The 22,462-nt window shown below is 63.6% G+C and carries 25 protein-coding genes; 6 read left to right on the top strand and 19 right to left on the bottom strand.

Annotated elements, in window-relative coordinates:
• The first annotated feature begins 30 nt into the window (after positions 1-30).
• Positions 31-498, top strand: coding sequence for an acyl-CoA thioesterase (locus B5J99_RS13645; RefSeq protein ID WP_117352689.1), 468 nt, complete (start codon positions 31-33; stop codon positions 496-498).
• Between the two features lie 73 nt (positions 499-571).
• On the opposite strand, the gene B5J99_RS13640 is transcribed toward B5J99_RS13645, so the two are convergent.
• From B5J99_RS13640 to B5J99_RS13630, 3 genes are all read right to left on the bottom strand, one after another.
• A complete protein-coding gene (locus tag B5J99_RS13640; RefSeq protein WP_117352688.1) occupies positions 572-1,195 on the bottom strand; it encodes an FKBP-type peptidyl-prolyl cis-trans isomerase in 624 nt (207 codons plus the stop codon).
• A gap of 132 nt (positions 1,196-1,327) precedes the next feature.
• Entirely contained in the window at positions 1,328-1,534 is a 207-nt protein-coding gene (gene rpsU / locus B5J99_RS13635) for a 30S ribosomal protein S21 (protein WP_007688176.1), read from the bottom strand.
• A 187-nt stretch (positions 1,535-1,721) separates the two neighbouring features.
• On the bottom strand, positions 1,722-2,354 hold the full coding sequence (locus B5J99_RS13630; protein ID WP_245991629.1) for an SOS response-associated peptidase: 633 nt from the start codon (positions 2,352-2,354) through the stop codon (positions 1,722-1,724).
• Positions 2,355-2,402: 48 nt separating this feature from the next.
• Between B5J99_RS13630 and B5J99_RS13625 the strand changes: the two genes are divergently transcribed.
• Together B5J99_RS13625 and B5J99_RS13620 are read left to right on the top strand one after the other, a co-directional pair.
• Complete coding sequence (locus B5J99_RS13625) at positions 2,403-3,164, top strand: class II aldolase/adducin family protein (protein WP_117352686.1); 762 nt, start codon at positions 2,403-2,405, stop codon at positions 3,162-3,164.
• 59 nt (positions 3,165-3,223) lie between these two features.
• Positions 3,224-3,763, top strand: a complete 540-nt coding sequence (locus tag B5J99_RS13620) for a (2Fe-2S)-binding protein (RefSeq protein ID WP_117352685.1) — start codon at positions 3,224-3,226, stop codon at positions 3,761-3,763.
• A 16-nt stretch (positions 3,764-3,779) separates the two neighbouring features.
• Here the strand turns inward: B5J99_RS13620 and dnaJ are convergent, their stop codons facing one another.
• Both dnaJ and dnaK read right to left on the bottom strand, forming a co-directional pair.
• Positions 3,780-4,913 carry a molecular chaperone DnaJ gene (dnaJ, locus tag B5J99_RS13615; protein ID WP_117352684.1) on the bottom strand — a complete coding sequence of 378 codons (1,134 nt, stop codon included), beginning with the start codon at positions 4,911-4,913 and terminating at the stop codon, positions 3,780-3,782.
• A 114-nt stretch (positions 4,914-5,027) separates the two neighbouring features.
• On the bottom strand, positions 5,028-6,929 hold the full coding sequence (gene dnaK, locus B5J99_RS13610) for a molecular chaperone DnaK (protein ID WP_069049908.1): 1,902 nt from the start codon (positions 6,927-6,929) through the stop codon (positions 5,028-5,030).
• A 102-nt stretch (positions 6,930-7,031) separates the two neighbouring features.
• On the opposite strand from dnaK, the gene B5J99_RS13605 reads away from it, so the two are divergent.
• Together B5J99_RS13605 and B5J99_RS13600 are read left to right on the top strand one after the other, a co-directional pair.
• On the top strand, positions 7,032-7,592 hold the full coding sequence (locus B5J99_RS13605; protein ID WP_054132996.1) for a copper chaperone PCu(A)C: 561 nt from the start codon (positions 7,032-7,034) through the stop codon (positions 7,590-7,592).
• Positions 7,592-8,059 (top strand): hypothetical protein, encoded by a 468-nt coding sequence (locus tag B5J99_RS13600; RefSeq protein WP_054132997.1) that lies wholly within the window; start codon positions 7,592-7,594, stop codon positions 8,057-8,059. The genes B5J99_RS13605 and B5J99_RS13600 overlap by 1 nt, the downstream gene beginning before the upstream one ends.
• Positions 8,060-8,165: 106 nt before the next feature.
• Here B5J99_RS13600 and grpE read toward each other — a convergent pair whose 3' ends face one another.
• From grpE to B5J99_RS13580, 4 genes are all read right to left on the bottom strand, one after another.
• On the bottom strand, positions 8,166-8,792 hold the full coding sequence (grpE, locus tag B5J99_RS13595) for a nucleotide exchange factor GrpE (RefSeq protein WP_082382026.1): 627 nt from the start codon (positions 8,790-8,792) through the stop codon (positions 8,166-8,168).
• A complete protein-coding gene (gene hrcA, locus B5J99_RS13590) occupies positions 8,789-9,829 on the bottom strand; it encodes a heat-inducible transcriptional repressor HrcA (protein ID WP_054132998.1) in 1,041 nt (346 codons plus the stop codon). Before hrcA ends, grpE begins: the two co-directional genes overlap by 4 nt.
• Positions 9,830-9,895: 66 nt before the next feature.
• A complete protein-coding gene (locus tag B5J99_RS13585) occupies positions 9,896-10,801 on the bottom strand; it encodes a helix-turn-helix domain-containing protein (RefSeq protein ID WP_117352683.1) in 906 nt (301 codons plus the stop codon).
• A gap of 24 nt (positions 10,802-10,825) precedes the next feature.
• The gene (locus tag B5J99_RS13580; protein WP_054133000.1) at positions 10,826-12,115 is read right to left on the bottom strand and encodes an adenylosuccinate synthase; all 1,290 of its coding nucleotides are present in this window, start codon (positions 12,113-12,115) and stop codon (positions 10,826-10,828) included.
• Positions 12,116-12,309: 194 nt separating this feature from the next.
• Between B5J99_RS13580 and B5J99_RS13575 the strand changes: the two genes are divergently transcribed.
• Entirely contained in the window at positions 12,310-13,344 is a 1,035-nt protein-coding gene (locus B5J99_RS13575; protein ID WP_162892605.1) for an alpha/beta hydrolase, read from the top strand.
• Between the two features lie 12 nt (positions 13,345-13,356).
• Here the strand turns inward: B5J99_RS13575 and B5J99_RS13570 are convergent, their stop codons facing one another.
• The 10 genes from B5J99_RS13570 to B5J99_RS13530 all read right to left on the bottom strand — a co-directional run bounded on the left by B5J99_RS13570 (position 13,357) and on the right by B5J99_RS13530 (position 22,462).
• Entirely contained in the window at positions 13,357-14,481 is a 1,125-nt protein-coding gene (locus B5J99_RS13570) for an ATP phosphoribosyltransferase regulatory subunit (RefSeq protein ID WP_117352681.1), read from the bottom strand.
• 77 nt (positions 14,482-14,558) lie between these two features.
• The gene (locus B5J99_RS13565) at positions 14,559-15,065 is read right to left on the bottom strand and encodes a hemerythrin domain-containing protein (protein ID WP_162892604.1); all 507 of its coding nucleotides are present in this window, start codon (positions 15,063-15,065) and stop codon (positions 14,559-14,561) included.
• 146 nt (positions 15,066-15,211) lie between these two features.
• On the bottom strand, positions 15,212-15,421 hold the full coding sequence (locus tag B5J99_RS13560; RefSeq protein WP_017671033.1) for a cold-shock protein: 210 nt from the start codon (positions 15,419-15,421) through the stop codon (positions 15,212-15,214).
• Positions 15,422-15,599: 178 nt separating this feature from the next.
• Positions 15,600-15,767: a hypothetical protein gene (locus tag B5J99_RS19570; protein WP_156317882.1), complete on the bottom strand. Its 168-nt coding sequence runs from the start codon at positions 15,765-15,767 to the stop codon at positions 15,600-15,602.
• A gap of 169 nt (positions 15,768-15,936) precedes the next feature.
• A complete protein-coding gene (locus tag B5J99_RS13555) occupies positions 15,937-16,215 on the bottom strand; it encodes a DUF1467 family protein (RefSeq protein ID WP_069049903.1) in 279 nt (92 codons plus the stop codon).
• A gap of 37 nt (positions 16,216-16,252) precedes the next feature.
• Entirely contained in the window at positions 16,253-17,938 is a 1,686-nt protein-coding gene (locus tag B5J99_RS13550; protein ID WP_054133005.1) for a ribonuclease J, read from the bottom strand.
• A gap of 4 nt (positions 17,939-17,942) precedes the next feature.
• Entirely contained in the window at positions 17,943-18,719 is a 777-nt protein-coding gene (locus tag B5J99_RS13545; RefSeq protein WP_054133006.1) for a type III pantothenate kinase, read from the bottom strand.
• Positions 18,720-18,750: 31 nt separating this feature from the next.
• The gene (locus tag B5J99_RS13540; RefSeq protein WP_245991628.1) at positions 18,751-19,419 is read right to left on the bottom strand and encodes a biotin--[acetyl-CoA-carboxylase] ligase; all 669 of its coding nucleotides are present in this window, start codon (positions 19,417-19,419) and stop codon (positions 18,751-18,753) included.
• 38 nt (positions 19,420-19,457) lie between these two features.
• Positions 19,458-20,921: an NADH-quinone oxidoreductase subunit NuoN gene (gene nuoN, locus B5J99_RS13535; protein ID WP_117352678.1), complete on the bottom strand. Its 1,464-nt coding sequence runs from the start codon at positions 20,919-20,921 to the stop codon at positions 19,458-19,460.
• Positions 20,921-22,462 (bottom strand): NADH-quinone oxidoreductase subunit M, encoded by a 1,542-nt coding sequence (locus B5J99_RS13530; RefSeq protein ID WP_117352677.1) that lies wholly within the window; start codon positions 22,460-22,462, stop codon positions 20,921-20,923. The genes nuoN and B5J99_RS13530 overlap by 1 nt, the downstream gene beginning before the upstream one ends.

Raw genomic sequence — 22,462 nt, 5'->3', positions numbered from 1 at the left:
CCAAACAAGTCAACACAGGGGATCGAATTTATGACTGACGCGCCCACCCGCGCCATGTTCCGCTCCATTGCGTCCAAGCGCGTGCACTATCATGAGGTCGATCTGCAAAACATCGTCTTCAACGCCAACTATCTGATGTTCGCCGATGTCGGGATCACCGAATATTTCCGCACGCTGCGCATCGCCAGTGGCATGGATGGCGGCGGCGGGTTCAACCTGTTCGGCCCCGACCATGACATGATGGTCCGCCATGCCGCGGTCGATTTCCGCGCCAGCGCAGTTGCCGACGACATGATCGATCTGGCAGTGCGCATGGTCCGCATTGGCAACAGCAGCCTGACCAGCCAGTGCGCAATCTTCCGCGGCGAGGAGCTGCTCACGGTCGTGACGATCAGCTACGTGCATCTGGAGTTCGCGACCCGTACGCCGGTGCCGGTGCCGCAATTCTTCCGCGATATGGTCGCGGCGTTCGAGGTCGTGAAGCCCGAAGGCTGCTAATCCACGGCTGCACTGCTGCAGGATGCGGGAAACAAAAAAGGCCGGTGAATTCACCGGCCTTTTTGTTTGCGTATCAGTTGCCCGGCATTCCCGGAACGCCCTGCGGCGGTCCGCCTGCCCCCGGCGGCGGGCCACCGGGTCCGGCCTGGCCCTGAAGCTGCTGCTGCATCGCGCGAAGCTGGACCTCGGGGATGAACTCTACCAGCTCGACGTCGAAGATCAGCAGGCTGTTGGCCGGAATGACGACCTCACCCGTTTGCGGGTTGGCCTTTTCTTCGGCGCCATAGCCGAGTTCGGGCGGGATCCACAGGCGGTACTTGCCGCCACGCTGCATCCGCTTCAGAGCTTCGGAGAAACCGGGAATCGATCCTGCCACCGGCATCGGAACGCGCTGGTTGGCATCAAAGGCCTTGCCGTCCATCAGCGTGCCTTCGTAGTTGATCAGGGTCACATCGGCGTCGGTCGGCGAAGGACCGGTTCCCTTGGTGATTTCCTTGATCTGAAGACCGCTCTCCGTGGTCACCACACCCGGTTCGTCAGCGTTGCTGGCGAGGAACCCGGACGCCGACTGCGGAATGCCCTGCAGGCCTGCCCAGGCGGTTCCACCGGCGACAAGCACGGCAACGGCAACACCCAACCACAATTTGGTGAGCGAGCCTTTTTCAAGCGGCGGGATAGGAACGCGCGTTACGGACATGGCAGCCTCCGGTTATCTAACCACGAACCCCTGGTGATTTTCCAGTCCTTTCAAGGGCTTGGAAACACATCCAGGGGCTGATGCGGCGAATCGGTCCCCCCGCTCCGCCAATTTCGTGATGCTATAACGGTCTTACTTGGCGCCGTCACGTTCCATGCGCTTGCGCTCGAGCTTGCGGGCGCGACGCACAGCGGCAGCCTTTTCGCGAGCGCGCTTTTCCGAGGGCTTCTCGTAATGACGACGCAGCTTCATTTCGCGATACACGCCTTCGCGCTGCAGCTTCTTCTTGAGCGCCCGCAGCGCCTGGTCAACATTGTTATCGCGTACGAGAATCTGCATAAACTTACGTCAGCTCCATATTCTTTTTCGGCCAGCAAATCCGCTCGCGCCACGCCTTGGGGCGCGGAAAACGGATGCTCAAGCCATACGGTAAAGGCCAATAGTCAAGGGCACGCCAGCCACCGGGCTGTCGGTCACGAGCAGGCCGTTACCAGTGCATGACGGGGTTTTCAAGGGATTTCGCCGATTATCCGACGAACAGCCCGGGTTGTGGCATGGCTGCATCGGGTGAAGCTTCCGGCGCGAGCTCGTGCATCAGCGCCTCGTCAAAGGGCTGCACAAGCCCGCGCGCCTCTTCCCAATCGGCGCGCAGCCAGATTTGCAGCGCGTCCCCCGTCAGCATCACCGGCATGGCCTTGGGATGCACCGCGCCCACCATCGCATTGGGCTCGCAGGTCAGGAACGCATAGCGCGCGCCTTCCTCGGTCGGGCGCCAGATGCCGGCAAAGGCGAACGGATCGCCAGATCGCAGCGCGAACCAGTGCTGCCGCTTGCGTTTCGTCTCTGGGTCGGGCTGCGCGCCATATTCGCAAAAGGCGGTAACCGGGACAAGGCAGCGGCGCCGCGGATCGCCAAGCGCGCTGCGCCACATCGGCGACTGCAGATTGCGCACGTTGGTAATCGGACGCTTGACCTCGCCGAACGGCGGCCAACCCCAGCGCATCATCCCCAGCGCCGCGCCTGCCGGTCGGGCAATGATCACCGGCGCCTCGTAATCGGGATAGATGGCATCGAACGCGGGCAGGTTGGTCGCTGCGAGTTCGACCGAGCCGACATGAGCGCCGAACAACTGCCGGATTGCATCGGCGTTGCTTGTCATGCGATACAGGTTGCACATAGCCACCAAAGATAGTGACAGGAGAGCGCGATGGCCACCGCCTTGAAGACCAGAACCCAGATGTCCACCGAAGAGCACGAAGCCCGCAAGCTGCTCGCCTCGTGCTACCGCGTGTTCGACATGATGGGCTGGTCCGAGATGATCTACAACCACATCACGCTCAAGGTGCCGGGCGAGGAAGACGCGTTCCTGATCAACCCTTATGGCCTGCACTTCAGCGAGGTGTGTGCCTCCAACCTCGTCAAGATCAATTCGGAAGGCGAAAAGCTCGACGGATCGCCCTACCCCGTCAACAAGGCCGGCTTCACCCAGCACAGCGTGTTCCACAAGCGCATTCCCGAGATGCACTGCATCATCCACACGCATACCACCGCGACAATGGCGGTGTGTTCGACCGAAGGCGGATTGCAGCCGACCAATTTCTATGCCTGCAACTTCATCGGCAATATCGCCTATCATGATTTCGAGGGCGTCACCGTCCGCGCCGAAGAAGGCGACCGGCTGGTCGAGGCGGTCACCGGCAAGCGCATCCTGATGCTCAGGAACCACGGCCCGGTCGTGATGGGCCGCACCCTGCCCGAGGCATTCATCACCTATTGGGCGCTGCAGCGCGCCTGCGAGATCCAGCTGGCGACGATGTCGATGGGCAAGCCGATCCTGGTGTCGCAGGACGTGATCGATGTCCACCAGCGCGATCTCAGCCAGGTGCAATTGCCGATGGGCGCGGGCGTGCCCGATTTTGCCGCCATGGTGCGCAAGGTCGACAAGATCGATCCTAGCTGGCGCGATTGACACGCAGGCCGCGGCGGGACGGATGACACAGCCGTCCCGCCCGGTTATGCGCTGATGCCATGACCAAGTTCACCGTCAACGACCGTCCGGTGCAATACCGGCTCGATCCCGAAACGCCATTGCTATGGGCATTGCGCGATGCGTCCAACCTTACCGGGACGAAATACGGCTGCGGCAATGGCGATTGCGGTGCGTGCATGGTGGTGGTCGATGGCGAGGCGATCCGCTCGTGTCTGGTCAGCATCGCAGAGGTCGAGGGGCGCTATGTCACCACGATCGAGGCGCTGAGCCGCGACCGCAGCCATCCGGTGCAACAGGCGTTCGTCGCCGAACAGGCGGTGCAATGCGGGTTCTGTACGCCGGGGATGATCATTGCGGCCAGCGTGCTGCTTCGCAAGAACAGCGATCCGACCGACGCCGAGATCGATGGCGCCATCCGCAACCTGTGCCGCTGCGGCACCTATCCGCGCGTGCGCGCCGCGATCAAGCGCGCTGGCCGGGTGATGCAGCGGCAGGAGACGATCGCCGCCGCCCCGCCGCCGGGAATTTCACCTGAGGATGCGGCCAGGAACGTGCCCGCGCTGACCCCGCCAGAATGAGGCCACCGGCGAGCGCTTACTCGCCGATACCGTCCCACATTTCCTTCAGCCGCGCGAAGAAGCCCGTGCTTTCCGGGCTTTCCTGGCCGGTTTCGGTTGCCTGGAATTCGCGCAGCAGTTCCTTCTGCCGCGCAGACAGCCGCGTAGGCGTCTCGACATCGATCTGGATGACCATATCGCCGGTGCCACGTCCCTGCAGCACGGGCATGCCCGCGCCGCGCTGACGCAGCTGCTTGCCCGACTGGATTCCAGCCGGGATGGGGATGCGATGGCGCTTGCCGTCGAGCCCGGGGATATCGATCTCGCCGCCCAAAGCTGCGGTGGTGATGCTGATCGGGGCGCGGGTGACCAACGTGGTCCCGTCGCGCTCGAAGATGCGGTGCCGCGAGACGTGGATGAAGATGTAGAGATCGCCCGGAGGCGAGCCCTTGGGTCCTGCCTCACCCTTGCCGGTCAGCCGAATGCGGGTGCCGTTGTCGACGCCCGGCGGGATATCCACCGACAGCGTCTGGGTCTTGTCCACCCTGCCCTCGCCGCGGCACGCGCGGCACGGGTTCTCGATCACCTGGCCTGTGCCATGGCAATTGGGGCAGGTGCGCTCGACCACGAAGAAACCCTGCTGCGCGCGCATCTTGCCGCTGCCGCCGCACAGGTTGCAGGTGCGCACCTTGGTGCCGGGCTCGGCGCCCGACCCTTCGCAGGTATCGCAGGTCGCCGCGACATCGATCGAGATTTCGCTTGTCTTGCCGTGATAGGCCTCTTCCAGCGAGATCTCCATGTCGTAGCGCAGATCGGCGCCGCGTGCAGGGCCACGCCTTCCACCCGCTCCGCCGAAGCCGCCGCCAAAGATGGTGTCGAAGATATCGCCCAGGTCGGAAAAGCCCTCGGGCCCTCCGCGGCCGCCGCCGCCGGACATGCCGTTTTCATAGGCCTCGTGGCCGTAACGGTCATAGGCGGCGCGCTTCTGCGGGTCCTTCAGGCAGTCATATGCCTGGCTGATCGCCTTGAAGTGCGCTTCCGCCTTGGCATCGCCCGGGTTGCGGTCCGGGTGCCATTGCATCGCCAGCTTGCGATAGGCGGATTTGAGCGTGCCATCGTCTGCGGTGCGTGTGACGCCGAGCAGCTCATAATAATCGGTGGTAGTGGCCATAGTCATCGGTCGCGATTCTTCATGCAGCGACCGGGCGGGACAACCGTCACAGTGGCATCAGCCACCCTGCACGATCATCCCGCCCGGCCGGACTGTCGGTCATCAATCCGGCAATCAGTTTTTCGCGTCGCCGTCAACTTCCGAGAACTCGGCGTCGACGACATTGTCCTCAGCCGGGGCTGCTTCGCCTGCGGGTGAGGCAGCTGCGGCCTGTTCCTTCTCGTAGATTGCCTGGCCCAGCTTCATCGCTGCCTGCGCCAGAGCTTCGGTCTTGGTCTTCATGGCATCGGGTTCGTTGCCCTCGATCGCGGTCTTGAGCTCGGCGATCGCGGTTTCGATCTCGCCCTTGACCGTGGCATCGACCTTGTCGCCATGCTCCTCGAGCTGCTTTTCGGTGCTGTGCAGCAGGCTTTCGGCGTTGTTCTTTGCCTCTGCCGCCTCACGGCGCTTCTTGTCTTCCTCGGCGAAGCGTTCAGCATCCTTGACCATCTGGTCGATGTCGGCGTCGCTGAGGCCGCCCGATGCCTGGATGCGGATCACCTGCTCCTTGCCGGTGCCCTTGTCCTTGGCCGAGACGTTGACGATGCCGTTGGCGTCGATGTCGAAGGTGACCTCGATCTGCGGAACGCCGCGCGGTGCGGGCGGGATGCCGACCAGGTCGAACTGGCCCAGCAGCTTGTTGTCCGCCGCCATTTCACGCTCGCCCTGGAAGACGCGGATCGTCACGGCCTGCTGGTTGTCATCAGCGGTCGAATAGGTCTGCGACTTCTTGGTCGGGATCGTGGTGTTGCGGTCGATCATGCGGGTGAACACGCCGCCGAGCGTTTCGATACCCAGCGACAGCGGAGTCACGTCGAGCAGCAGCACATCCTTGACGTCGCCCTGCAGCACGCCTGCCTGAATGGCAGCACCCATGGCAACGACTTCATCGGGATTGACGCCGGTGTGCGGTTCCTTGCCGAAGAATTCCTTCACCACTTCGCGCACGCGCGGCATGCGGGTCATGCCGCCGACGAGAACGACGTCATCGATGTCCGAAGCCTTGAGGCCGGCATCTTCGAGCGCCTTCTTGCACGGGTCGAGCGTCCGTTTGATCAGATCGGCGACCAGCTTTTCGAGATCCGAGCGGCTGATCATCTTGACCAGGTGCTTGGGGCCGTTCTGGTCGGCGGTGATGAAAGGCAGGTTGATCTCGGTCGTCTGCGCCGAGGAAAGCTCGATCTTCGCCTTTTCCGAAGCTTCCTTCAGACGCTGCAGAGCAAGCTTGTCCTTGGTGAGATCGATGCCTTCGGCCTTCTTGAAATCTTCTGCCAGGAATTCGACCAGCTTGGAGTCGAAATCTTCACCGCCCAGGAAGGTGTCGCCGTTGGTGGCCTTCACCTCGAACACGCCGTCGCCGATTTCGAGCACCGAGATGTCGAAGGTGCCGCCGCCAAGGTCATAAACCGCAATGGTCTTGCCGTCGTTCTTGTCGAGACCATAAGCCAGCGCCGCCGCAGTCGGCTCGTTGATGATGCGCAGCACTTCAAGGCCAGCGATGCGGCCTGCATCCTTGGTCGCCTGACGCTGGGCGTCGTTGAAGTATGCAGGAACCGTGATCACGGCCTGAGTGACGGTCTCGCCCAGATAGCTCTCGGCGGTTTCCTTCATCTTCTGCAGCGTGAAGGCGCTGATTTCAGAAGGCGAATAGTCCTTGCCGCCCGCGCTCACCCAGGCGTCGCCATTGGCGCCCTTGGTGATCGAGTACGGCACCAGTTCCATGTCCTTCTTGGTCAGCGGATCGTCGAAACGACGGCCGATCAGACGCTTGACCGCGAACACGGTGTTTTCCGGGTTGGTCACCGCCTGGCGCTTGGCCGGCTGGCCGACCAGCCGCTCACCATCCTTGGTGAACGCGACGATCGACGGCGTGGTGCGCGCGCCTTCCGAATTTTCGATTACCTTGGGCTTGTCGCCGTCCATGACGGACACACAGCTGTTGGTGGTTCCAAGGTCGATACCAATTACTTTTGCCATAGTGCTTTTCCCACGTGACTTTCGATATGCAGATGAAAGATTACGTATCGGCGGCATGCCCCCAAGCATCCTCCGATTCCGTCCCCGTCGGCGGATATAGGGTTGCTTTCGCTTGGCACAAGGCGTGGCAGTATCTACATCACGCTCAAGGCCGTGCTGGCCGAATTCGGCACAATTGCTCTGGAGGACCGCCGCGATATGATCCGCACCCTCAATCTGGTCGTTGCAGGCCTGACTCTGGCGCTGCTGGCAGGTTGTCAGCCGCCCGCCCAATTGCTGGTCGAGAAAGCCTATGTCCAGCTCTCGCCGGTCAAGGACAGCCCCTCGGTGCTGTACTTCACCGTTCGCGGGGGGCCAAAGGACACGGTTCTGCGCTCGATTTCCTCGCCCTCGATCCTGCGGCTGGAGATGCACGAGACGGTCGAGGAGAACGGCATGTCGATGATGCGCCCGCTCGCATCGGCCCCGGTGCCGACCCGCGGCAAGGTGGAGTTCGAACCCGGCGGCAAGCACGTGATGGTGTGGGGCGTCGACCCCGGTGCGCAGAAGAAGGGCAGCGCCGAGTTTGTGTTTTCTTTTTCCACAGGTGAAAAGATCGTCGCCGATGCCGCGATCCGTGCGATCAAGCCGGGCGGCGAAGCTGCAGGCGGCATGGCCCACTAATGGGGCGTGAGCCGATCGACCGGCCACTGGAAGCTGCGGAGGTCGCGCTGGCCCGATCGGTGTTCGGCGACACGATCGCCTATGGCAAGGTGCGCATCCGCCTCAAGAAATGGATTTTCTTCCAGCCGCGCAGGACGATCATGGCACCGATGGGGCATATCCATTTCCACCCTGGTGGCAGCGCCTATTGCGATGATTTCAGCTGCGCCAGCCTCTCGCGCCAAGGGCTGTTCATCCACGAGATGGTGCATGTCTGGCAATATCAGCAGGGTATCTTCCTGCCGCTCAAGCGCCATCCGTTCTGCCGCTACGACTATGCGATCAAGCCGGGACAGCCCTTTGCCAAATATGGCCTGGAGCAGCAGGCGGAACTCGTCCGCCACGCCTTCCTGATCCGGCAGGGCAGCGGGGTGCCGGGGGCACCGCCGCTGAACACCTATCGACAGATATTGCCGTTTCCGGTCTGAGAGTTAGCCAGCCGATACCGTCACCCCCGCAGACGCGGGGGTCCCACTCGTCCTCCGATCCAGCGCAGGAGCGGGATTCCCGCATTCGTGGGAATGACGAAAGAACCTAGTCGGGCTTCTTGGCGACCGCGACCAGCGCCGGGCGCAGCAGGCGGTCCTTGATCATGTATCCGGCCTGCAGTTCCTGCACAACGGTGCCGGGCTCGGCATCCGCGTTCGGGATCTCGATCATCGCCTGATGCTGGTTGGGGTCGAGCGGCAGGCCGATAGCGGCGATGCGCGAAATACTGTGCTTGGAGAACACGTTGTCGAGCTCGCGGCCGGTGGCTTCCAGACCCACGACCAGCCCCTTCCACTTCTCGTCCTCGCGCAGATCCTCGGGGATCAGTTGCAGCGCGCGCGCCAGATTGTCTGAGACGGAGAGGATATCGCGGGCAAAGCCGGTCGCAGCATAAGCGCGGGCATCCTGTGCATCCTTTTCGAGGCGGCGACGGACATTCTGGGTGTCGGCGCGCGCATACAGCACGTCCTGCCTGGCTTCGGCCAGCTGCGCTTCGAGCGCGGCGATGCGCTCTTCCAACGCGGCGTGATCGTCGCCCTGTTCCTTCAGGCTGTCGGGCACGCCTTCAAGCTCGGCAGCCGCTTCCTGATCGAGCGACCGGCTGGTGTCGGCGTTGTTGCTGGGGTCTTCCTGCGTCACTGTTTCGTCCTGAATCACGTCTGTCCCGTTCATTTCATCAATCTGGTTAGGCTCTGCGCGGTAAAGTCCACCATCGGGACAATCCGCGCATAATTGAGGCGGGTGGGGCCGATGACACCGACCACGCCGACTACGCGCCCCTCGCCATCGCGGTAGGGCGCCGCTATCACGGATGATCCGGAAAGCGAAAACAATTTGTTTTCAGCGCCGATGAAGATGCGGGCCGATGCCGCCTCCCGCGCGCTGTCGAGAAGATGGGCAATGTCCTGCATCGCTTCAAGTTCATCGAGCAGCCGCCTCACCCGCTCCAGATCCGCCACCGCATCGTTGTCGAGCAGATTGGCCTGGCCGCGCACGATCAGCACCGGGCGGTCGGCGCCGTCACGCGACCACAACGCAAGCCCTCGGCGGACAAGGTCGGAACTCGCCTGATCGAGCGCGTCCCGCTCGCTGTTGATCTCCGCTTCGAGCGCGAGCAGCGCCTGCGACAGGCTGCGACCGGAAAGCCGGGCGGTAATGAAATTGCCCGCTTGCACCAGCATGCTCTCGGTGACGCGCCGGCTCATCTCCAGCACGCGGTTTTCGATGCTGCCATCGTTGCCCACCAGCACGGCCAGCACCTGAGTATCCGACAGCCGCACGAAGCTCATCTGGCGCAGCACAGGCTCGCGCCGCGGCACCATCACGATGCCGGCGCAAGCCGACAGCCCCGAAAGCGCCTGCGTCGTCGCCGCCAGCGCGGCCTCTATGGGCCCTGCATTGTCGAGCTGCTTTTCGATCGCGGCGCGCTCCTCGAACGACGGCTCTGCTACCTGCATCATGCCATCGACGAACAATCGCAGCCCCTGCTCGGTCGGCATCCGCCCCGCGCTGGTGTGCGGCGCGGCGAGCAGGCCCAGTTCCTCAAGATCCTGCATCACGTTGCGGATCGAGGCGGGAGAGAGGTTGACGGTGGAGGACTTGGAAATCGTGCGCGAGCCGACGGGTATCCCGGTATCGAGATAGCTTTCCACAACGATGCGGAAAACATCGCGCGCGCGGTCGTTCAGTTCGGTGAACTGGCTGGTCATGCTGCCAAATTAGGCGCAAGCGGCCCTACTAACAAGCCATTGCGCCACCGCGCCCCCAGGCGGGGGTCAACCGTCCAGCCCGCCGCGCGCATCCACCAGCGCAAACCACCCGCACAATTGGTCGAATGCCGCATCGGACAAGTCCACGAACATCCGCCGGGCATCGTCGGGATCGGCGCGGCGCTCGAGCAATTGCTGATCGGTCATCAGCCGGATCCAGCGCAGCGCGGTGGTCGGCGGGACGGCCGCTGCGATGCACAGGCTCGAGACGGACACGGAGCGGCGCTCAAGGCGCGATGCCGCCAGATCGAGCAGGATGTCCCAGGCGGGATCGGCAAACAGATCGGGGCTGAAGAACCGGTCGCGCAGGCGGCGGATGCTGATCAGGTGACGAATCCGCTGCGGATCGGGCGGAATGGCGGGTGCGCGGTCGGTCGGTACTTCGGCCTGATACGACAGGTTGCGCTCGGCGAGTCCGTCCGGCGCATCGTCATCGCCGGAGGTGATATGGCCGAGCTGTTCGGCCAGCCGCGCGAGCTCCATCGCCAGCGCCTGCAGCCGCGCGCGTTCGTCGCGGTCGGGATCAAACGCGCTGTTCGCGTTCAGTATTCCGGTCAGATCGGACACAGCGATGGCGATCAGCGAGGGTGCATCGCCGAAGACGCAGGCCGCGGTGCGACCCTGCAGCAGGACATCGACCGCATCGATGGTCTCGAGACTGACCAGACACAGCAGCCCCGCATCCGATGCCACAAAAGCCAGGGCCTCAGTGCCGGGCACGGCCCGCCGCCAGTCGAAGGCATGAATCCGGGCGCTCGCCGCGAGGGCGCTGCCCGCAGGCGCGATCAGGGCAGCCGGGCGTCCTGCAGCCTGCAGCAGCCGGCCCGTCGCGGGACTGTCGACCGCGACAATCGGGTCTCCCGCAGCCGGAGCCGCGCCGTCACCAAAGGGCGAACGCCCGTCTTCGGACATGAAAACCCCCCATCAAGCGACCCGTCAGTCCGCGAAGGGATCGCGCACCAGGATCGTGTCTTCGCGCTCGGGCGAGGTCGATACCAGCGCCACGGGGCACTGGATCAGCTCTTCGACGCGCTTGATATACTTGATGGCCTGCGCGGGCAGGTCAACCCAGCTGCGCGCGCCCGCGGTCGATTCGTGCCACCCGTCCATCTCCTCGTAGATCGGCTGGACCGCAGCCTGATCGCCGGCATGCGCGGGGAAATAATCGAGCACCTTGCCGTTCAGCCGGTAGCCGGTGCAGATCTTGAGCTTGGCAAAGCCGTCGAGCACGTCGAGCTTGGTCAGCGCGATGCCGGTGACGCCTGCGACCGCGCATGCCTGCCGCACCAAGGTCGCATCGAACCAGCCGCAGCGCCGCTGACGCCCGGTCACGGTGCCGAACTCATGCCCGCGCTCGCCCAGCCGCTGGCCAACCTCGTCCTGCAGTTCGGTCGGGAACGGCCCCGATCCGACGCGGGTGGTGTAGGCCTTTACGATGCCGAGCACGAAGCCGCTGGCCTGTGGGCCCAGACCGCTGCCGCCCGACGCAGTGCCGGTGACGGTGTTCGACGAAGTGACAAACGGATAGGTGCCATGGTCGACATCGAGCAGCACGCCCTGTGCGCCCTCGAACAGCATGCGGGCACCTGCGCGGCGAATTTCACCGAGGCGTTTCCACACCGGCTGTGCGAATTCGAGCACGAACGGCGCGATCTCGGCGAGTTCGGCCAGCAAGGCTGCACGATCGATGGGCGGCTCGCCAAACCCGGCGCGCAGCGCATCATGGTGTGCGCACAGCCGGTCAAGCTGCGGATCGAGCGCATCGAGATGCGCCAGATCGCACACGCGGATCGCGCGCCTGCCGACCTTGTCCTCATAGGCCGGGCCGATGCCGCGGCGGGTGGTGCCGATCTTGCCCTGGCCGCTGGCATCCTCGCGCAGCGCGTCGAGATCGCGGTGGAAAGGCAGGATCAGCGGGCAATTGTCCGCCACAGCGAGGTTGTCCGGGGTGATTTCCACCCCCTGCCCGCGCAATTTGGCGACCTCGTCGCGCAGCGCCCAGGGATCGAGTACCACGCCGTTGCCGATAACGCTGAACGTCCCGCGCACGATGCCCGAAGGCAGCAGCGACAATTTGAACACCTTCTCGCCGATGACCAGGGTGTGTCCGGCATTGTGTCCGCCCTGAAAGCGGATCACCGCATCGGCGCGCTCCGCCAGCCAGTCGACAATCTTGCCCTTGCCCTCATCGCCCCATTGGGCGCCGATCACCGTAACATTGGCCACAAAACCATACCTTTTGCGAGATGGACGCGCCGTCAGCGACGCGCAAAGCGGGCTCGTCCTAGTGACGGCAGCCGCTTGCGTCCAGTGTGTTAGGGCAAAACATGATACAATTTAATGCACTTCGAGAATGGACGCAGGCAAGCAGCGTGCGGCAGACTTGCGCTCGCCCCAAGGGATTGCTGCGGAGACAGGCGATGCGCTGGAAGACTTTTGCACTGATGGTGACCGCCGGACTGATCGCTCCCGCGCTGATCGTCCCGACCCTGGCCCAGCAGCGCGGCGGGCGCGAGCGGCTGCTTGATCGCGAATGCCGCCGAGAGATCGTGAAGCTGTGCGGGCTGAACCGATCAGAGATGCGCAGCTGCCTGCGCGAGCGCGGCGACGAGCTGTCGGAACGCTGCAAGGCGCAATTCGTGGAAGGGATCGCCAAGCGCAGGCCGACCGCGCGGCCCTCGCAGCCAAGCGATATCCCGTTGCGCGCGATTGCCTATGGTACCGCCGCCCAGCAGACGTTCGATCTGTATCTGCCTCAGGCGGAGCGGCCCGCAAGCGGATATCCGCTGGTGGTCTATCTGCATGGCGGCGGCTGGCGCAACGGCGACCGCTCCATGGTGCAGCAAAAGCCCGACTTTTTCGTCGGCAAGGGCTGGGCATTTGCGTCGGTCGGATACCGGCTGCTCCCCGAGGCTCCGGTGGAGCAGCAGGCCGAGGACGTCGCCTCGGCGCTGCGCAAGCTGCTCGCCCAATCGCAGGCGCTGGGTATCGATCCGGCCCGGGTCATCGTGATGGGGCACAGTGCGGGCGCACATCTGGCGGCCCTGGTGTCGACCGACCCGGCCTATCTCAAATCGGACATGGACAGGATTGCAGGCGTCATCCTGCTCGACGGTGCGGGCTATGACGTCGCACGCCAGATGCGCGACACGCCGATGATCGCCAAGAGCCTCTATGTCCCAGCCTTTGGCACCGACCCTGCGCGCCAGGCACGGCTGTCGCCGATCACTCACGCAGCCGCGCCCAATGTCAGCCGCTGGCTGATCCTGCATGTCGCCAGCCGTCAGGACGCAACCGAGCAGTCCAACGCGCTCGCCGCCGCGCTCAGGGCTGCGGGCTCGAAAGCCGTGGTCCAGTCGATCGCGGGAGAAAACCACATGACCATCAACCGCCAACTGGGCGCAGGAGACAATGCGCACACCCGGGCGGTGACAGCGTTTCTCGAAGAATTCTGAACGCCGCAGCCTTTAGAGCGCGACAGTCTCGCTGCCCTGCAAGCGGTGCGAACAGCCCAGCGCGACCGCATCATCGGCATCGGTGATCGCTGCCAGCGTCCGCCAGCCGATCGCGCGCAGCCTTGCGGCGACCGCCTGATCGTGCCCCAGCGGCAGGAACAGCTTGCCCGCAGCGCCCTGTTCGCCGGTCAGGGTCATGTCGAGCAGCGCATCGGGGTAGAGCGAAAAGCCGGTGGCGACCTCTTCCCCGCCCTTGCCATCGGGGATGGCATAGGTTCCGCCGCGCCCCAGCACGCCTGCACAGCCATCGGCGTAGAGCGAAAAGCCGAACCAGCTCTGGTATTCGAAGCCGTGACGCTCGGTGGGGTCGAGCGTGACGGTCACATCGCCCGGCAGTGCCGCCACGATCTGGCGCAGCGCGGTGATCCGGCTGGCGAGCACGCCGCCGGCATCGATCGCGGCCAGCGAGTCGATCGCGGCCTCGAACGGTCCCATGGCATAGAGCAGCGGCAGATAAGCGTCAGCGCCCAATGCGGTGAGCCCGCCTGCATCCTTCATGTCGAGTTCGCGCCGGACCGAGGAAATCTGCCCCTGCGGCAGCGGGAACGCGGTGCCGGCAAGAGTGTCCACGAGGTCGGGCAAGGTCAGATCGACCGTGATGCCGGTGACGCCTGCCTCGGCCAGCGCCTCGATCGCGATCCGCACCACTTCCTGCGCGGCGGCGATGTTGTCGTGGCCGATCAGTTCGGCGCCGATCTGCAGCCGCTCGCGTTCGGGATTGAGCTGGTCGGATGCGATGCGCAGCACCTGGCCTGCATAGCTCAGCCGCAACGGGCGCGGCGCCGACGCCATCAGGGTCGTGGCCACCCGGCCCACCTGGACAGTGATGTCCGAACGAATGGCAAGCGTACGCATCGATGAAGGATCGACCATGCGGAACAGATGCTGGCGCCCGGTGCCCTGCATGCGCGCTGCCAGCGAACGTTCATATTCCACAAGCGGCGGCGAGACCCGGTCATAGCCATGCCCGGCCAGTACATCCATCGCGCTGCGGGTGAGCCGCGCAGCCTGTTCGGCGCGCGGAGGAAGCAGATCGGCAAGACCTGCGGGCAGGATATCGGGATTCGTCTCTGACATGGCGCTGCGCTTAGACGATTAGCGCGGCAGAGAAAACCTTCTCGCGCACGGGGTTGCAGCAGCAGCCCGGTTGCGGCCTAGGCCGGCAGGGTGCACGCCCCCTTGGTGATCGCGTCCTTGATCGCAAAAGCCTCACGCGTCCAGTTGGTGGTGGGAGCGACGTTGGTCTTCATGTCGATCGCCGCATTGGTAGCGAGCGGGTAGAGCTCGACCTCTTCCAGATCGATCCGTGCGAACATCGCCAGCGTCATCCGGCGCGATTCGACGCGAAACCGGCTCCACTCCGAAGCGATGCGATCCGGGGTCCAATATTGGGCGTGCTGGGCATATTCGGCGAACAAAGTGGCCAGTTCGGCCTGGAACTGCTGTCCCCTTTCGCGGACATGCGGACGCTCGTCCTGCAGCAGCTTGGCGTAAAGATGGCGATCCTCGAAGGCGAGATGCTGCATGATGTGGCTGCCGACCCGCCAGCGGGTCTCGGCAAGCAATGCACGCGAGGGCATGGTTTCATGATCAAGCAGCTGCAAAAGCGCCTGCGCTTTTTCGCGGATCAGCCTGTGATCGCGAAGCAATCTGTCCAGCATATCGCGGCCCTTCACTTGTTGAGACCATGCTAGAACCGATACGTTAAACGCTCGTAAATCTTTGGGTCGTTCTGAGGGCAACGACCAGACCTGAATGAGGCTGCGGAGCGGCGCAAACCGCCACCCCGCACCCTAGCACCTGAAAATCAGGCAGCAGCCGAAAGACGGACAGCCGCCATCTTGCCGCGGCGATCCTGTTCCAGTTCAAAGTTCACGCGCTGGTCGCGATCGAGCGTGCGCATGCCCGATGCTTCAACGGCGCTGATGTGAACGAACGCGTCGTTGCCGCCATCGTCGGGCTGAATGAAACCATAGCCCTTGTCGGCATTGAAGAACTTTACGGTGCCAATAGGCATAGTCATTTCCTTAAGTGTCGATTGCATGGGGCCGCACACATTTGCGGACAGTTCCCCCTGCATAGTCCGGGACCGGAAGTTCGATTTCGACCTGTGCAACGCCCGGTCCCGGCCATTGCACGCGAAGATGCGGGCAACAGGTCATCGCCTTGCGGCACGACCCTTCGCCCGGATGGCATCAGCCAGGCATGAAGCTGCCCGGCTGGGGATAGGCGATCGCATGCACCCGCAGATCTTCGACGCGCGCCAGGCTGGCCTGCGTGTCGCGCTCATCCGCGCAAGGCGAATGCAGCGCGCGCATGTGCGCAACGTGGAGATTGTCGAAAAGCTGGTTGATATCTGGCATGCATTGGCTCGTGTTGCTGAGCAAGCAAGAGCGTGGAGCAAGGATGCCGCGAGTCTCTCAGTCGCGCGCTGGCTTGGATCATGGATCGCGCGATAGCCATCGTATAGCAGCAAATGGCGACAAAGTCTCACACTAAACGCAAGACGGACGGGTCAGCCCCCGGCAGCCTTCATTCGGCGCCTGGCGGCTTGCCGAAGATGTTGACATCCGATGGTCCAATCCAGCCGTTGACATAGTTGGCATAGAACAGCCCGAACACCACCGCGGACAGCGCGGTGGTGATCAGGACGACGCGAAGCGGCTTGAAATTGGCGGGCGCGCTGTCTGCCTGGCCGCGAACCTTCTCGATCCCCAGCTCTTCCGCGGTGCGCACGCCGAAGGGCATCACCACGAACGCGGTGATCACCCAGAACAGCAGATAGATTGCAGCAATGCTCGTCCAGCTCATGCGCTCATGTCCTGTTGCCTTGCGCCCAAGTGGGTCGTCAGCCCGCGATCATCAAGACCGTGACGACAGGCTTTTTGCCGGTCCAGCGCGTCGCGGCACGGCGCACGGCAAGGCGGATCGCCTCCTGCACGTCGTTGCCTCCGCCCGACGACCGGCCTTCCGACCTGCCGCCCCTGCCCTTCGGCTTGGCCTTGCCTGGCTTGTTGATCGCCTCGCGCACATCCTCGATCGTCTCGGCGATGAATGCATCGAGATCGTCCTCGACCGGAAGCCCCAGCGCGCGCACCACCGGATCGCCGATCAGTCCGCCGCGCCCGTCGAGCGCGACCGCGACGCTGACCTGTCCATTGACCGCGAGCTTGCGCCGCTCGGCCATGGTCATGCCATCGGCGGGCAGGATGACATCGCCATCCAGCACCAACCGGCCGGCGCGCTCGCGGCTGATCACTCCGGGCTTGCCGGGGGCAAGCCGTACCATATCGCCGTTCTTCTGCACCACCACCGAAGGGATGCCCTGCTCGGTCCCGAACCGGGCCTGCTCGGTCATGTGGCGCATTTCGCCATGCACCGGCACCAGGATCTGCGGCCTGATCCAGCGGTACATCTCTGCAAGCTCTGGGCGTCCCGGATGGCCCGACACATGAATATCGGCCTGGCGGTCGGTGATCATCTGGATGCCGTCTTCGGCCAGCTTGTTCTGGATGCGGCCAATCGCGATCTCGTTGCCGGGGATGACCTTGGACGAAAACAGCACGGTGTCACCCGCCTCAAGCTTGATCTGGTGGTTGCCCTCGGCCACGCGCGCGAGCGCAGCGCGCGGTTCGCCCTGGCCGCCGGTGGCGACTACCAGCACCTGGCGGCGCGGCATACCCATGGCGGTGTCGAAGTCGACCAGTTCGGGAAGGTCCTTCAAATAGCCATTGGCCTTGGCGACCGCGATGATGCGATCGAGCGAGCGCCCGGCGACGCAGAAGGCGCGATTGGTCGCCTTGGCAACCTCGCCCAGCGTGTGCAGGCGCGCGACATTGGAGGCGAAGGTGGTGATCAGCGCCCTACCCTTGAGGGGCTTTACCGCCTTGATCAGCGCATCACGCACCGCGCCTTCGGAGCCCGAGCTTTCGGGATTGAAGACGTTGGTCGAATCGCAGACCATCGCGAGCACGCCCTCGTCGCCGAGCGCGGTGAGCGTCTCGGGCGTTGAAGGCACCCCGACGATCGGCTCGTCGTCGAGCTTCCAGTCGCCGGTGTGGAAAATGCGGCCATAGGGCGTGTCGATCAGCAGCGCGTTGCCTTCTGCGATCGAGTGCGCCAGCGGCAGATAGCGGAAGCCGAACGGGCCGAGCTGAAGGCTGCCCTCGTTCTCGATGACGTTGAGCTCGACATCCTTGACCAGCCCCTGCTCCTCGAGCTTGCGGCGGATCAGGTCGGCGGTGAACGGCGTTGCGAACAGTGGGACATTGAGGTCCGCCGCCAGATACGGCAGCGCGCCGATATGGTCTTCATGGCCATGCGTCAGCACAATGCCGAGCAGGTCGTCGGCGCGTTCCTCGATGAACTCTAGATCGGGAAACACCAGCTCGACACCGGGATAGGCCGGATCGCTGAAGGTCATGCCCAGATCGACCATGACCCATTTGCCGTCGCAGCCGTAGAGGTTGGCATTCATGCCAATTTCGCCCGACCCGCCAAGGGCCAGGAACAACAATTCTTTTCCAGGTTTCATGTAATCAAAATGCCCTTTCGGCAATCATGGCGAGACCCTGCAGGGTCAGGTCGGGTTCGACCGCATCAAATATCGTCGTGTGCTCATCAAACAGCACCGCAAGTCCGCCGGTAGCGATAACCTTGGCCGGGCGGCCGATTTCGGCGCGCATCCGTGCGACCAGTCCTTCCATCATCGCGACATAGCCCCAGAACACGCCGATCTGCATCTGGTCCTCGGTGTTGCGGCCGATGACAGAGCGGTTGTTGCGCGGGGTTTCTATCGCGATGCGCGGCAGCTTTGCGGCGGCTTGAACCAGGGCATCGAGCGAGAGGTTGATCCCCGGCGCAATGATGCCCCCCTTGTAGGCACCCGTATAATCCACGACGTCATAGGTGGTTGCAGTGCCAAAGTCGATGATGATGATATCACCGGGATGCAGTGCGTGCGCCGCAATCGAATTGACCGCGCGGTCGGCGCCCAGCGACTTGGGCTCGTCGACATCGATCTGCATCTGCCAGTCCGCAGGTTCAACCCCGGCGATCAGTGGCTCGACACTGAAATACTTGCGCGAAAGCACCTGCAGATTGTGCAGCGCGCGCGGCACCACGGTGGAGATGATCACCTGGCTGATATCCTGCCGGATGAAGCCTTCCAGCGCGAGCAGCTGGTTCAGCCACACCGCATATTCGTCCGCAGTGCGGCGCGCATCGGTGGATATCCGCCAGCGCGCCTTGATCGTGCGTTCGTTGAACAGCGCAAACACGGCGTTGGTGTTGCCGACATCAATGGCAAGCAGCATGCGTCACGTCCTTCATTTCGACTAAACGGCTTCAAGCGAGGAGATGGACATCGCCTGCGCTGACGGATTCGATCCGCCCATCGGCACACCGCAGCAGCAGCGCGCCATCCGTGGACAGACCTTCGAACACACCCTCAATTCGATCCTCGGGGCCCCGCTGGACCGCCATCGCTTCCCCGGGCTTATGCGCGGCGGCGCACCAGACTTCAAGCAGCGTTGCAGGGTCGGTCGTTCGCCATTGCAACAGGCGCGACCGGAAGCGCGGTTCGAGCAGCTCGATCACCGCTGCTGCATCCACCTGCGCCATCGCGCCCTGATCGTGCAGCGACGTGACGCTGCGCCCTGTAACCTCGGGCGCAATCGCGACATTCATGCCTATGCCGACCACCACTGCATCGCGCCGGCGCTCAAGCAATATTCCGGCAAGCTTTGCGCCATCGACATGCACGTCGTTGGGCCATTTTAGCCGGGCATGACTGTCGGGGAGAATCGCACGGACGGTATCGAGCACCGCACGCCCCGCGACGAAAGCCAGCAGATGCGCGGCGGGATCCTGGGAGCCGATCCGCACGAGGGTGCTGCAATACAGATTGCCCAAAGGGCTCAGCCATTGCCGGCCAAGCCGTCCGCGGCCCCCGCTCTGCCGCTCGGCCCGGATCCACAATCCTTCGGGCGCGCCCGCCTCGGCACGCTCGAGCATGTCCGCATTGGTGGATGCGGTCAGCGCGACCGTTTCGATCAGGCCGACCAGAACAGTGCCTTGGCGGCCCCTGCCGTCACCGGGCTCAGCGCCAATGTCGCGAAATAGCCCAGCGGCGACACGAACAGCGCGGTGATCGCAACCAGCACCATGCGCGCGGGCGAATCGCTCGGTGCGATGACATCGGCGGGCTCATCGAAGTACATGACCTTGATGACCTTGAGGTAGTAGAACGCACCGATTACCGAGGCGGCGATGCCGATCGCGGCGAGCGGGATCAGGCCTGCCGCCACTGCGGCATCGAACACGACGAACTTGCCCCAGAAGCCGAACAGCGGCGGGATGCCGGCAAGGCTAAACATGAACACGGCAAGCGCTGCGGCCAGACCCGGGCGCGTCCGCGAAAGCCCTGCAAGCTTGCCGATATCCTCGACAGGCGCGCCGGTGCGATCGTTGAGATCGAGCACGCACACAAAGCTGCCCAGCGTCATCGCGACATAGATCACCAGATAGGTCATCATTGCCGATGCGCCTTCTGGCGTTCCGCAGGCAAGTCCGATCAGCATGAAACCGACATTGTTGATCGACGAATAGGCCAGCAGCCGCTTGATGTTCGTCTGCCCGATGGCGCCAGCAGCGCCCAGGATGATCGAGGCCAGCGCCACGAAGATCACGATCTGCTGCCAGATGCTCTGCTGACCGCCGAACGCCTCGATCGCGACGCGCATGGTCAACGCGAGGGCAGCGACCTTGGGCGCGGTGGCGAAGAAGGTGGTCACCGGGGTCGGCGCACCCTCATAGACGTCGGGGGTCCACATGTGGAACGGAACCGCGCTGATCTTGAACGCCAGGCCCGAAAGCACGAAGACGATCCCGAACAGCGCGCCGGTCGAAACGCCATCGGCAAACGCGGTCTGGATGCCGATGAAGCTGGTGGTGCCGGTAAAGCCATAGAGCAAAGACATGCCGAACAGCAGGATGCCGCTCGCCAGCGCGCCGAGCACGAAATACTTGAGACCTGCCTCTGCCGAACGATGATCGCTTCGCAGGAAGCTTGCGAGCACGTACGCGGCAAGGCTGTTGAGCTCGAGACCAATGTACAGCGTCAGCAGATCGACCGCCGAGACCATCAACCCCATGCCGATCGAAGCGAACAGGATGAGGATCGGGTATTCCGCGCGCATCATGTCACCGCGCGCGAAGAACTTGGGCGCGACGATGACACAGCCGATCGCCGACAGGAAGATCAGCACCTTTGACAGCGAGGCAAAGCGGTCCATGCGATACTGGCCGTAGAACGCATCCGCGCCATCAGCAAAAGCCGGGTCGAACAGGAAGTTGAGCGACAGCGCCAGCGCGCCGAACAGCGCGACGACCGCGAGCACGCTGACCATGCGCGACGCCTTGTTGCCACCCCATGCGGCGATCAGCAGCAGCACGAGGCTGGAAATGCTGAGGACGATTTCCGGCGAGGCCAGCTGGAACCAGAGCGCGTAATTCATCAGTGATGGCCTTCTTCAGCATGGGCTGCGGGCGTGAGAGCGGGACCTGAGCCCAGCTTGACCTGAGCATCGCCCAAGGGCTTGGCGGCAGCGAGCCGCGCCTCGAGCGCGCCGACATCCTTGCGCATCGGTGCCATGAAGCTTTCGGGGTAGACCCCCATCCACAGCACAACGAGTGCGATCGGCAGCAGCAGCGCGATCTCGCGCTTGTTGAGATCAGGCATGGCGGCGACGTCATCCGACTTGATCACGCCATAGGCCACGCGCCGGTAGAGATAGAGCATGTATGCCGCGCCCAGGATGATGCCCGTGGTCGAGACGATCGCAACCCAGCTCGACACCTCGTAGACGCCCACCAGCGAGAGGAACTCGCCGACAAAGCCGCTGGTGCCCGGCAAGCCGATCGAGGCCATCGTGAACAGCAGGAACAGCAGTGCATAACGCGGCATGTTTATCGAGAGACCGCCGTAACGATCGATCTCGCGGGTGTGCAGCCGGTCGTAGATCACGCCGACGCACAGGAACAAGGCGCCCGAGACCAGACCGTGGCTGAGCATGACGATCAGCGCGCCTTCCAGGCCCTGACGGTTGAACGCAAAGAGCCCGACGGTAACGATCGCCATATGCGCGACCGACGAATAAGCGATCAGCTTCTTCATGTCGCTCTGCACCAGCGCGATCAGCGAGGTGTAGACCACCGCGACCATCGACAGCGCGAACACCAGCCAGATGTAGTCCACCGACGCATCGGGGAACATCGGCAGCGAGAAGCGGATAAAGCCATAGCCACCCATCTTGAGCAGCACGCCCGCCAGGATCACCGAGCCCGCGGTGGGTGCCTGCACGTGCGCATCGGGCAGCCAGGTGTGCACAGGCCACATCGGCATCTTGACCGCGAAGCTCGCGAAGAACGCCAGCCACAGCCAGGATTGCGCCTCGAGCGGGAAGTCATAGGCCATTAGCGTCGGGATGTCCGACGTGCCCGCCTCGTTCACCATCCAGAACATTGCGATCAGCATCAGCACCGATCCGAGCAGGGTGTAGAGGAAGAACTTGTAGCTCGCGTAGATTCGGTTCGCACCGCCCCAGATGCCGATGATCAGGTACATCGGGATCAGGCCTGCCTCGAAGAAGATGTAGAACAGGAAGATGTCCTGCGCGGCGAACACGCCGATCATCAGCACTTCCATCAGCAGGAACGCGGCCATGTACTCGCCGACGCGGGTCTGGATCGCCTCCCAGCTCGCGCCGATGCAGATCGGCATCAGGAACACCGAGAGCATGATCAGCATCAGCGCGATGCCATCGATGCCCAGCGCCCAGCTGAATCGGTCGAACAGCGCCGCTTTCTCGACGAACTGCCACTGCGCTCCGCCGATGTCGAAGTTCATCCACAGCACAATGCCGAGCGCCATATCTATCAGCGTGGCGGTGAGTGCCAGCCAGCGCGCGGTGTTGGCGCTGACGAACAGACACGCGATCGCCGCCGCCATTGGCACGGCGAGCATCATCGACAGCACAGGAAATCCCAGATCGTTCAT

The sequence above is a fragment of the Blastomonas fulva genome, from assembly GCF_003431825.1.
In the GTDB taxonomy this organism is placed as follows: Bacteria; Pseudomonadota; Alphaproteobacteria; order Sphingomonadales; family Sphingomonadaceae; genus Blastomonas; species Blastomonas fulva.
This window is presented reverse-complemented; position numbering and strand designations above follow the sequence as displayed.

Excerpts from the sequence above, each read along its gene's own strand:
- B5J99_RS13640 (WP_117352688.1), bottom strand. The coding sequence starts at position 1,195 with ATGTCCGTAACGCGCGTTCCTATCCCGCCGCTTGAAAAAGGCTCGCTC.
- B5J99_RS13550 (WP_054133005.1), bottom strand. The coding sequence starts at position 17,938 with ATGAAACCTGGAAAAGAATTGTTGTTCCTGGCCCTTGGCGGGTCGGGC.
- B5J99_RS13565 (WP_162892604.1), bottom strand. The coding sequence starts at position 15,065 with ATGCTGGACAGATTGCTTCGCGATCACAGGCTGATCCGCGAAAAAGCG.
- B5J99_RS13630 (WP_245991629.1), bottom strand. The coding sequence starts at position 2,354 with ATGACAAGCAACGCCGATGCAATCCGGCAGTTGTTCGGCGCTCATGTC.
- B5J99_RS19570 (WP_156317882.1), bottom strand. The coding sequence starts at position 15,767 with ATGCCAGATATCAACCAGCTTTTCGACAATCTCCACGTTGCGCACATG.
- rpsU (WP_007688176.1), bottom strand. The coding sequence starts at position 1,534 with ATGCAGATTCTCGTACGCGATAACAATGTTGACCAGGCGCTGCGGGCG.
- B5J99_RS13545 (WP_054133006.1), bottom strand. The coding sequence starts at position 18,719 with ATGCTGCTTGCCATTGATGTCGGCAACACCAACGCCGTGTTTGCGCTG.
- B5J99_RS13600 (WP_054132997.1), top strand. The coding sequence starts at position 7,592 with ATGGGGCGTGAGCCGATCGACCGGCCACTGGAAGCTGCGGAGGTCGCG.
- dnaK (WP_069049908.1), bottom strand. The coding sequence starts at position 6,929 with ATGGCAAAAGTAATTGGTATCGACCTTGGAACCACCAACAGCTGTGTG.
- B5J99_RS13560 (WP_017671033.1), bottom strand. The coding sequence starts at position 15,421 with ATGCCTATTGGCACCGTAAAGTTCTTCAATGCCGACAAGGGCTATGGT.
- B5J99_RS13645 (WP_117352689.1), top strand. The coding sequence starts at position 31 with ATGACTGACGCGCCCACCCGCGCCATGTTCCGCTCCATTGCGTCCAAG.
- B5J99_RS13625 (WP_117352686.1), top strand. The coding sequence starts at position 2,403 with ATGGCCACCGCCTTGAAGACCAGAACCCAGATGTCCACCGAAGAGCAC.
- grpE (WP_082382026.1), bottom strand. The coding sequence starts at position 8,792 with ATGAACGGGACAGACGTGATTCAGGACGAAACAGTGACGCAGGAAGAC.
- nuoN (WP_117352678.1), bottom strand. The coding sequence starts at position 20,921 with ATGAATTACGCGCTCTGGTTCCAGCTGGCCTCGCCGGAAATCGTCCTC.
- B5J99_RS13570 (WP_117352681.1), bottom strand. The coding sequence starts at position 14,481 with ATGTCAGAGACGAATCCCGATATCCTGCCCGCAGGTCTTGCCGATCTG.
- hrcA (WP_054132998.1), bottom strand. The coding sequence starts at position 9,829 with ATGACCAGCCAGTTCACCGAACTGAACGACCGCGCGCGCGATGTTTTC.
- B5J99_RS13620 (WP_117352685.1), top strand. The coding sequence starts at position 3,224 with ATGACCAAGTTCACCGTCAACGACCGTCCGGTGCAATACCGGCTCGAT.
- B5J99_RS13530 (WP_117352677.1), bottom strand. The coding sequence starts at position 22,462 with ATGAACGATCTGGGATTTCCTGTGCTGTCGATGATGCTCGCCGTGCCA.
- B5J99_RS13555 (WP_069049903.1), bottom strand. The coding sequence starts at position 16,215 with ATGAGCTGGACGAGCATTGCTGCAATCTATCTGCTGTTCTGGGTGATC.
- B5J99_RS13585 (WP_117352683.1), bottom strand. The coding sequence starts at position 10,801 with ATGTCCGAAGACGGGCGTTCGCCCTTTGGTGACGGCGCGGCTCCGGCT.
- B5J99_RS13540 (WP_245991628.1), bottom strand. The coding sequence starts at position 19,419 with ATGCTCGAGCGTGCCGAGGCGGGCGCGCCCGAAGGATTGTGGATCCGG.
- dnaJ (WP_117352684.1), bottom strand. The coding sequence starts at position 4,913 with ATGGCCACTACCACCGATTATTATGAGCTGCTCGGCGTCACACGCACC.
- B5J99_RS13575 (WP_162892605.1), top strand. The coding sequence starts at position 12,310 with ATGCGCTGGAAGACTTTTGCACTGATGGTGACCGCCGGACTGATCGCT.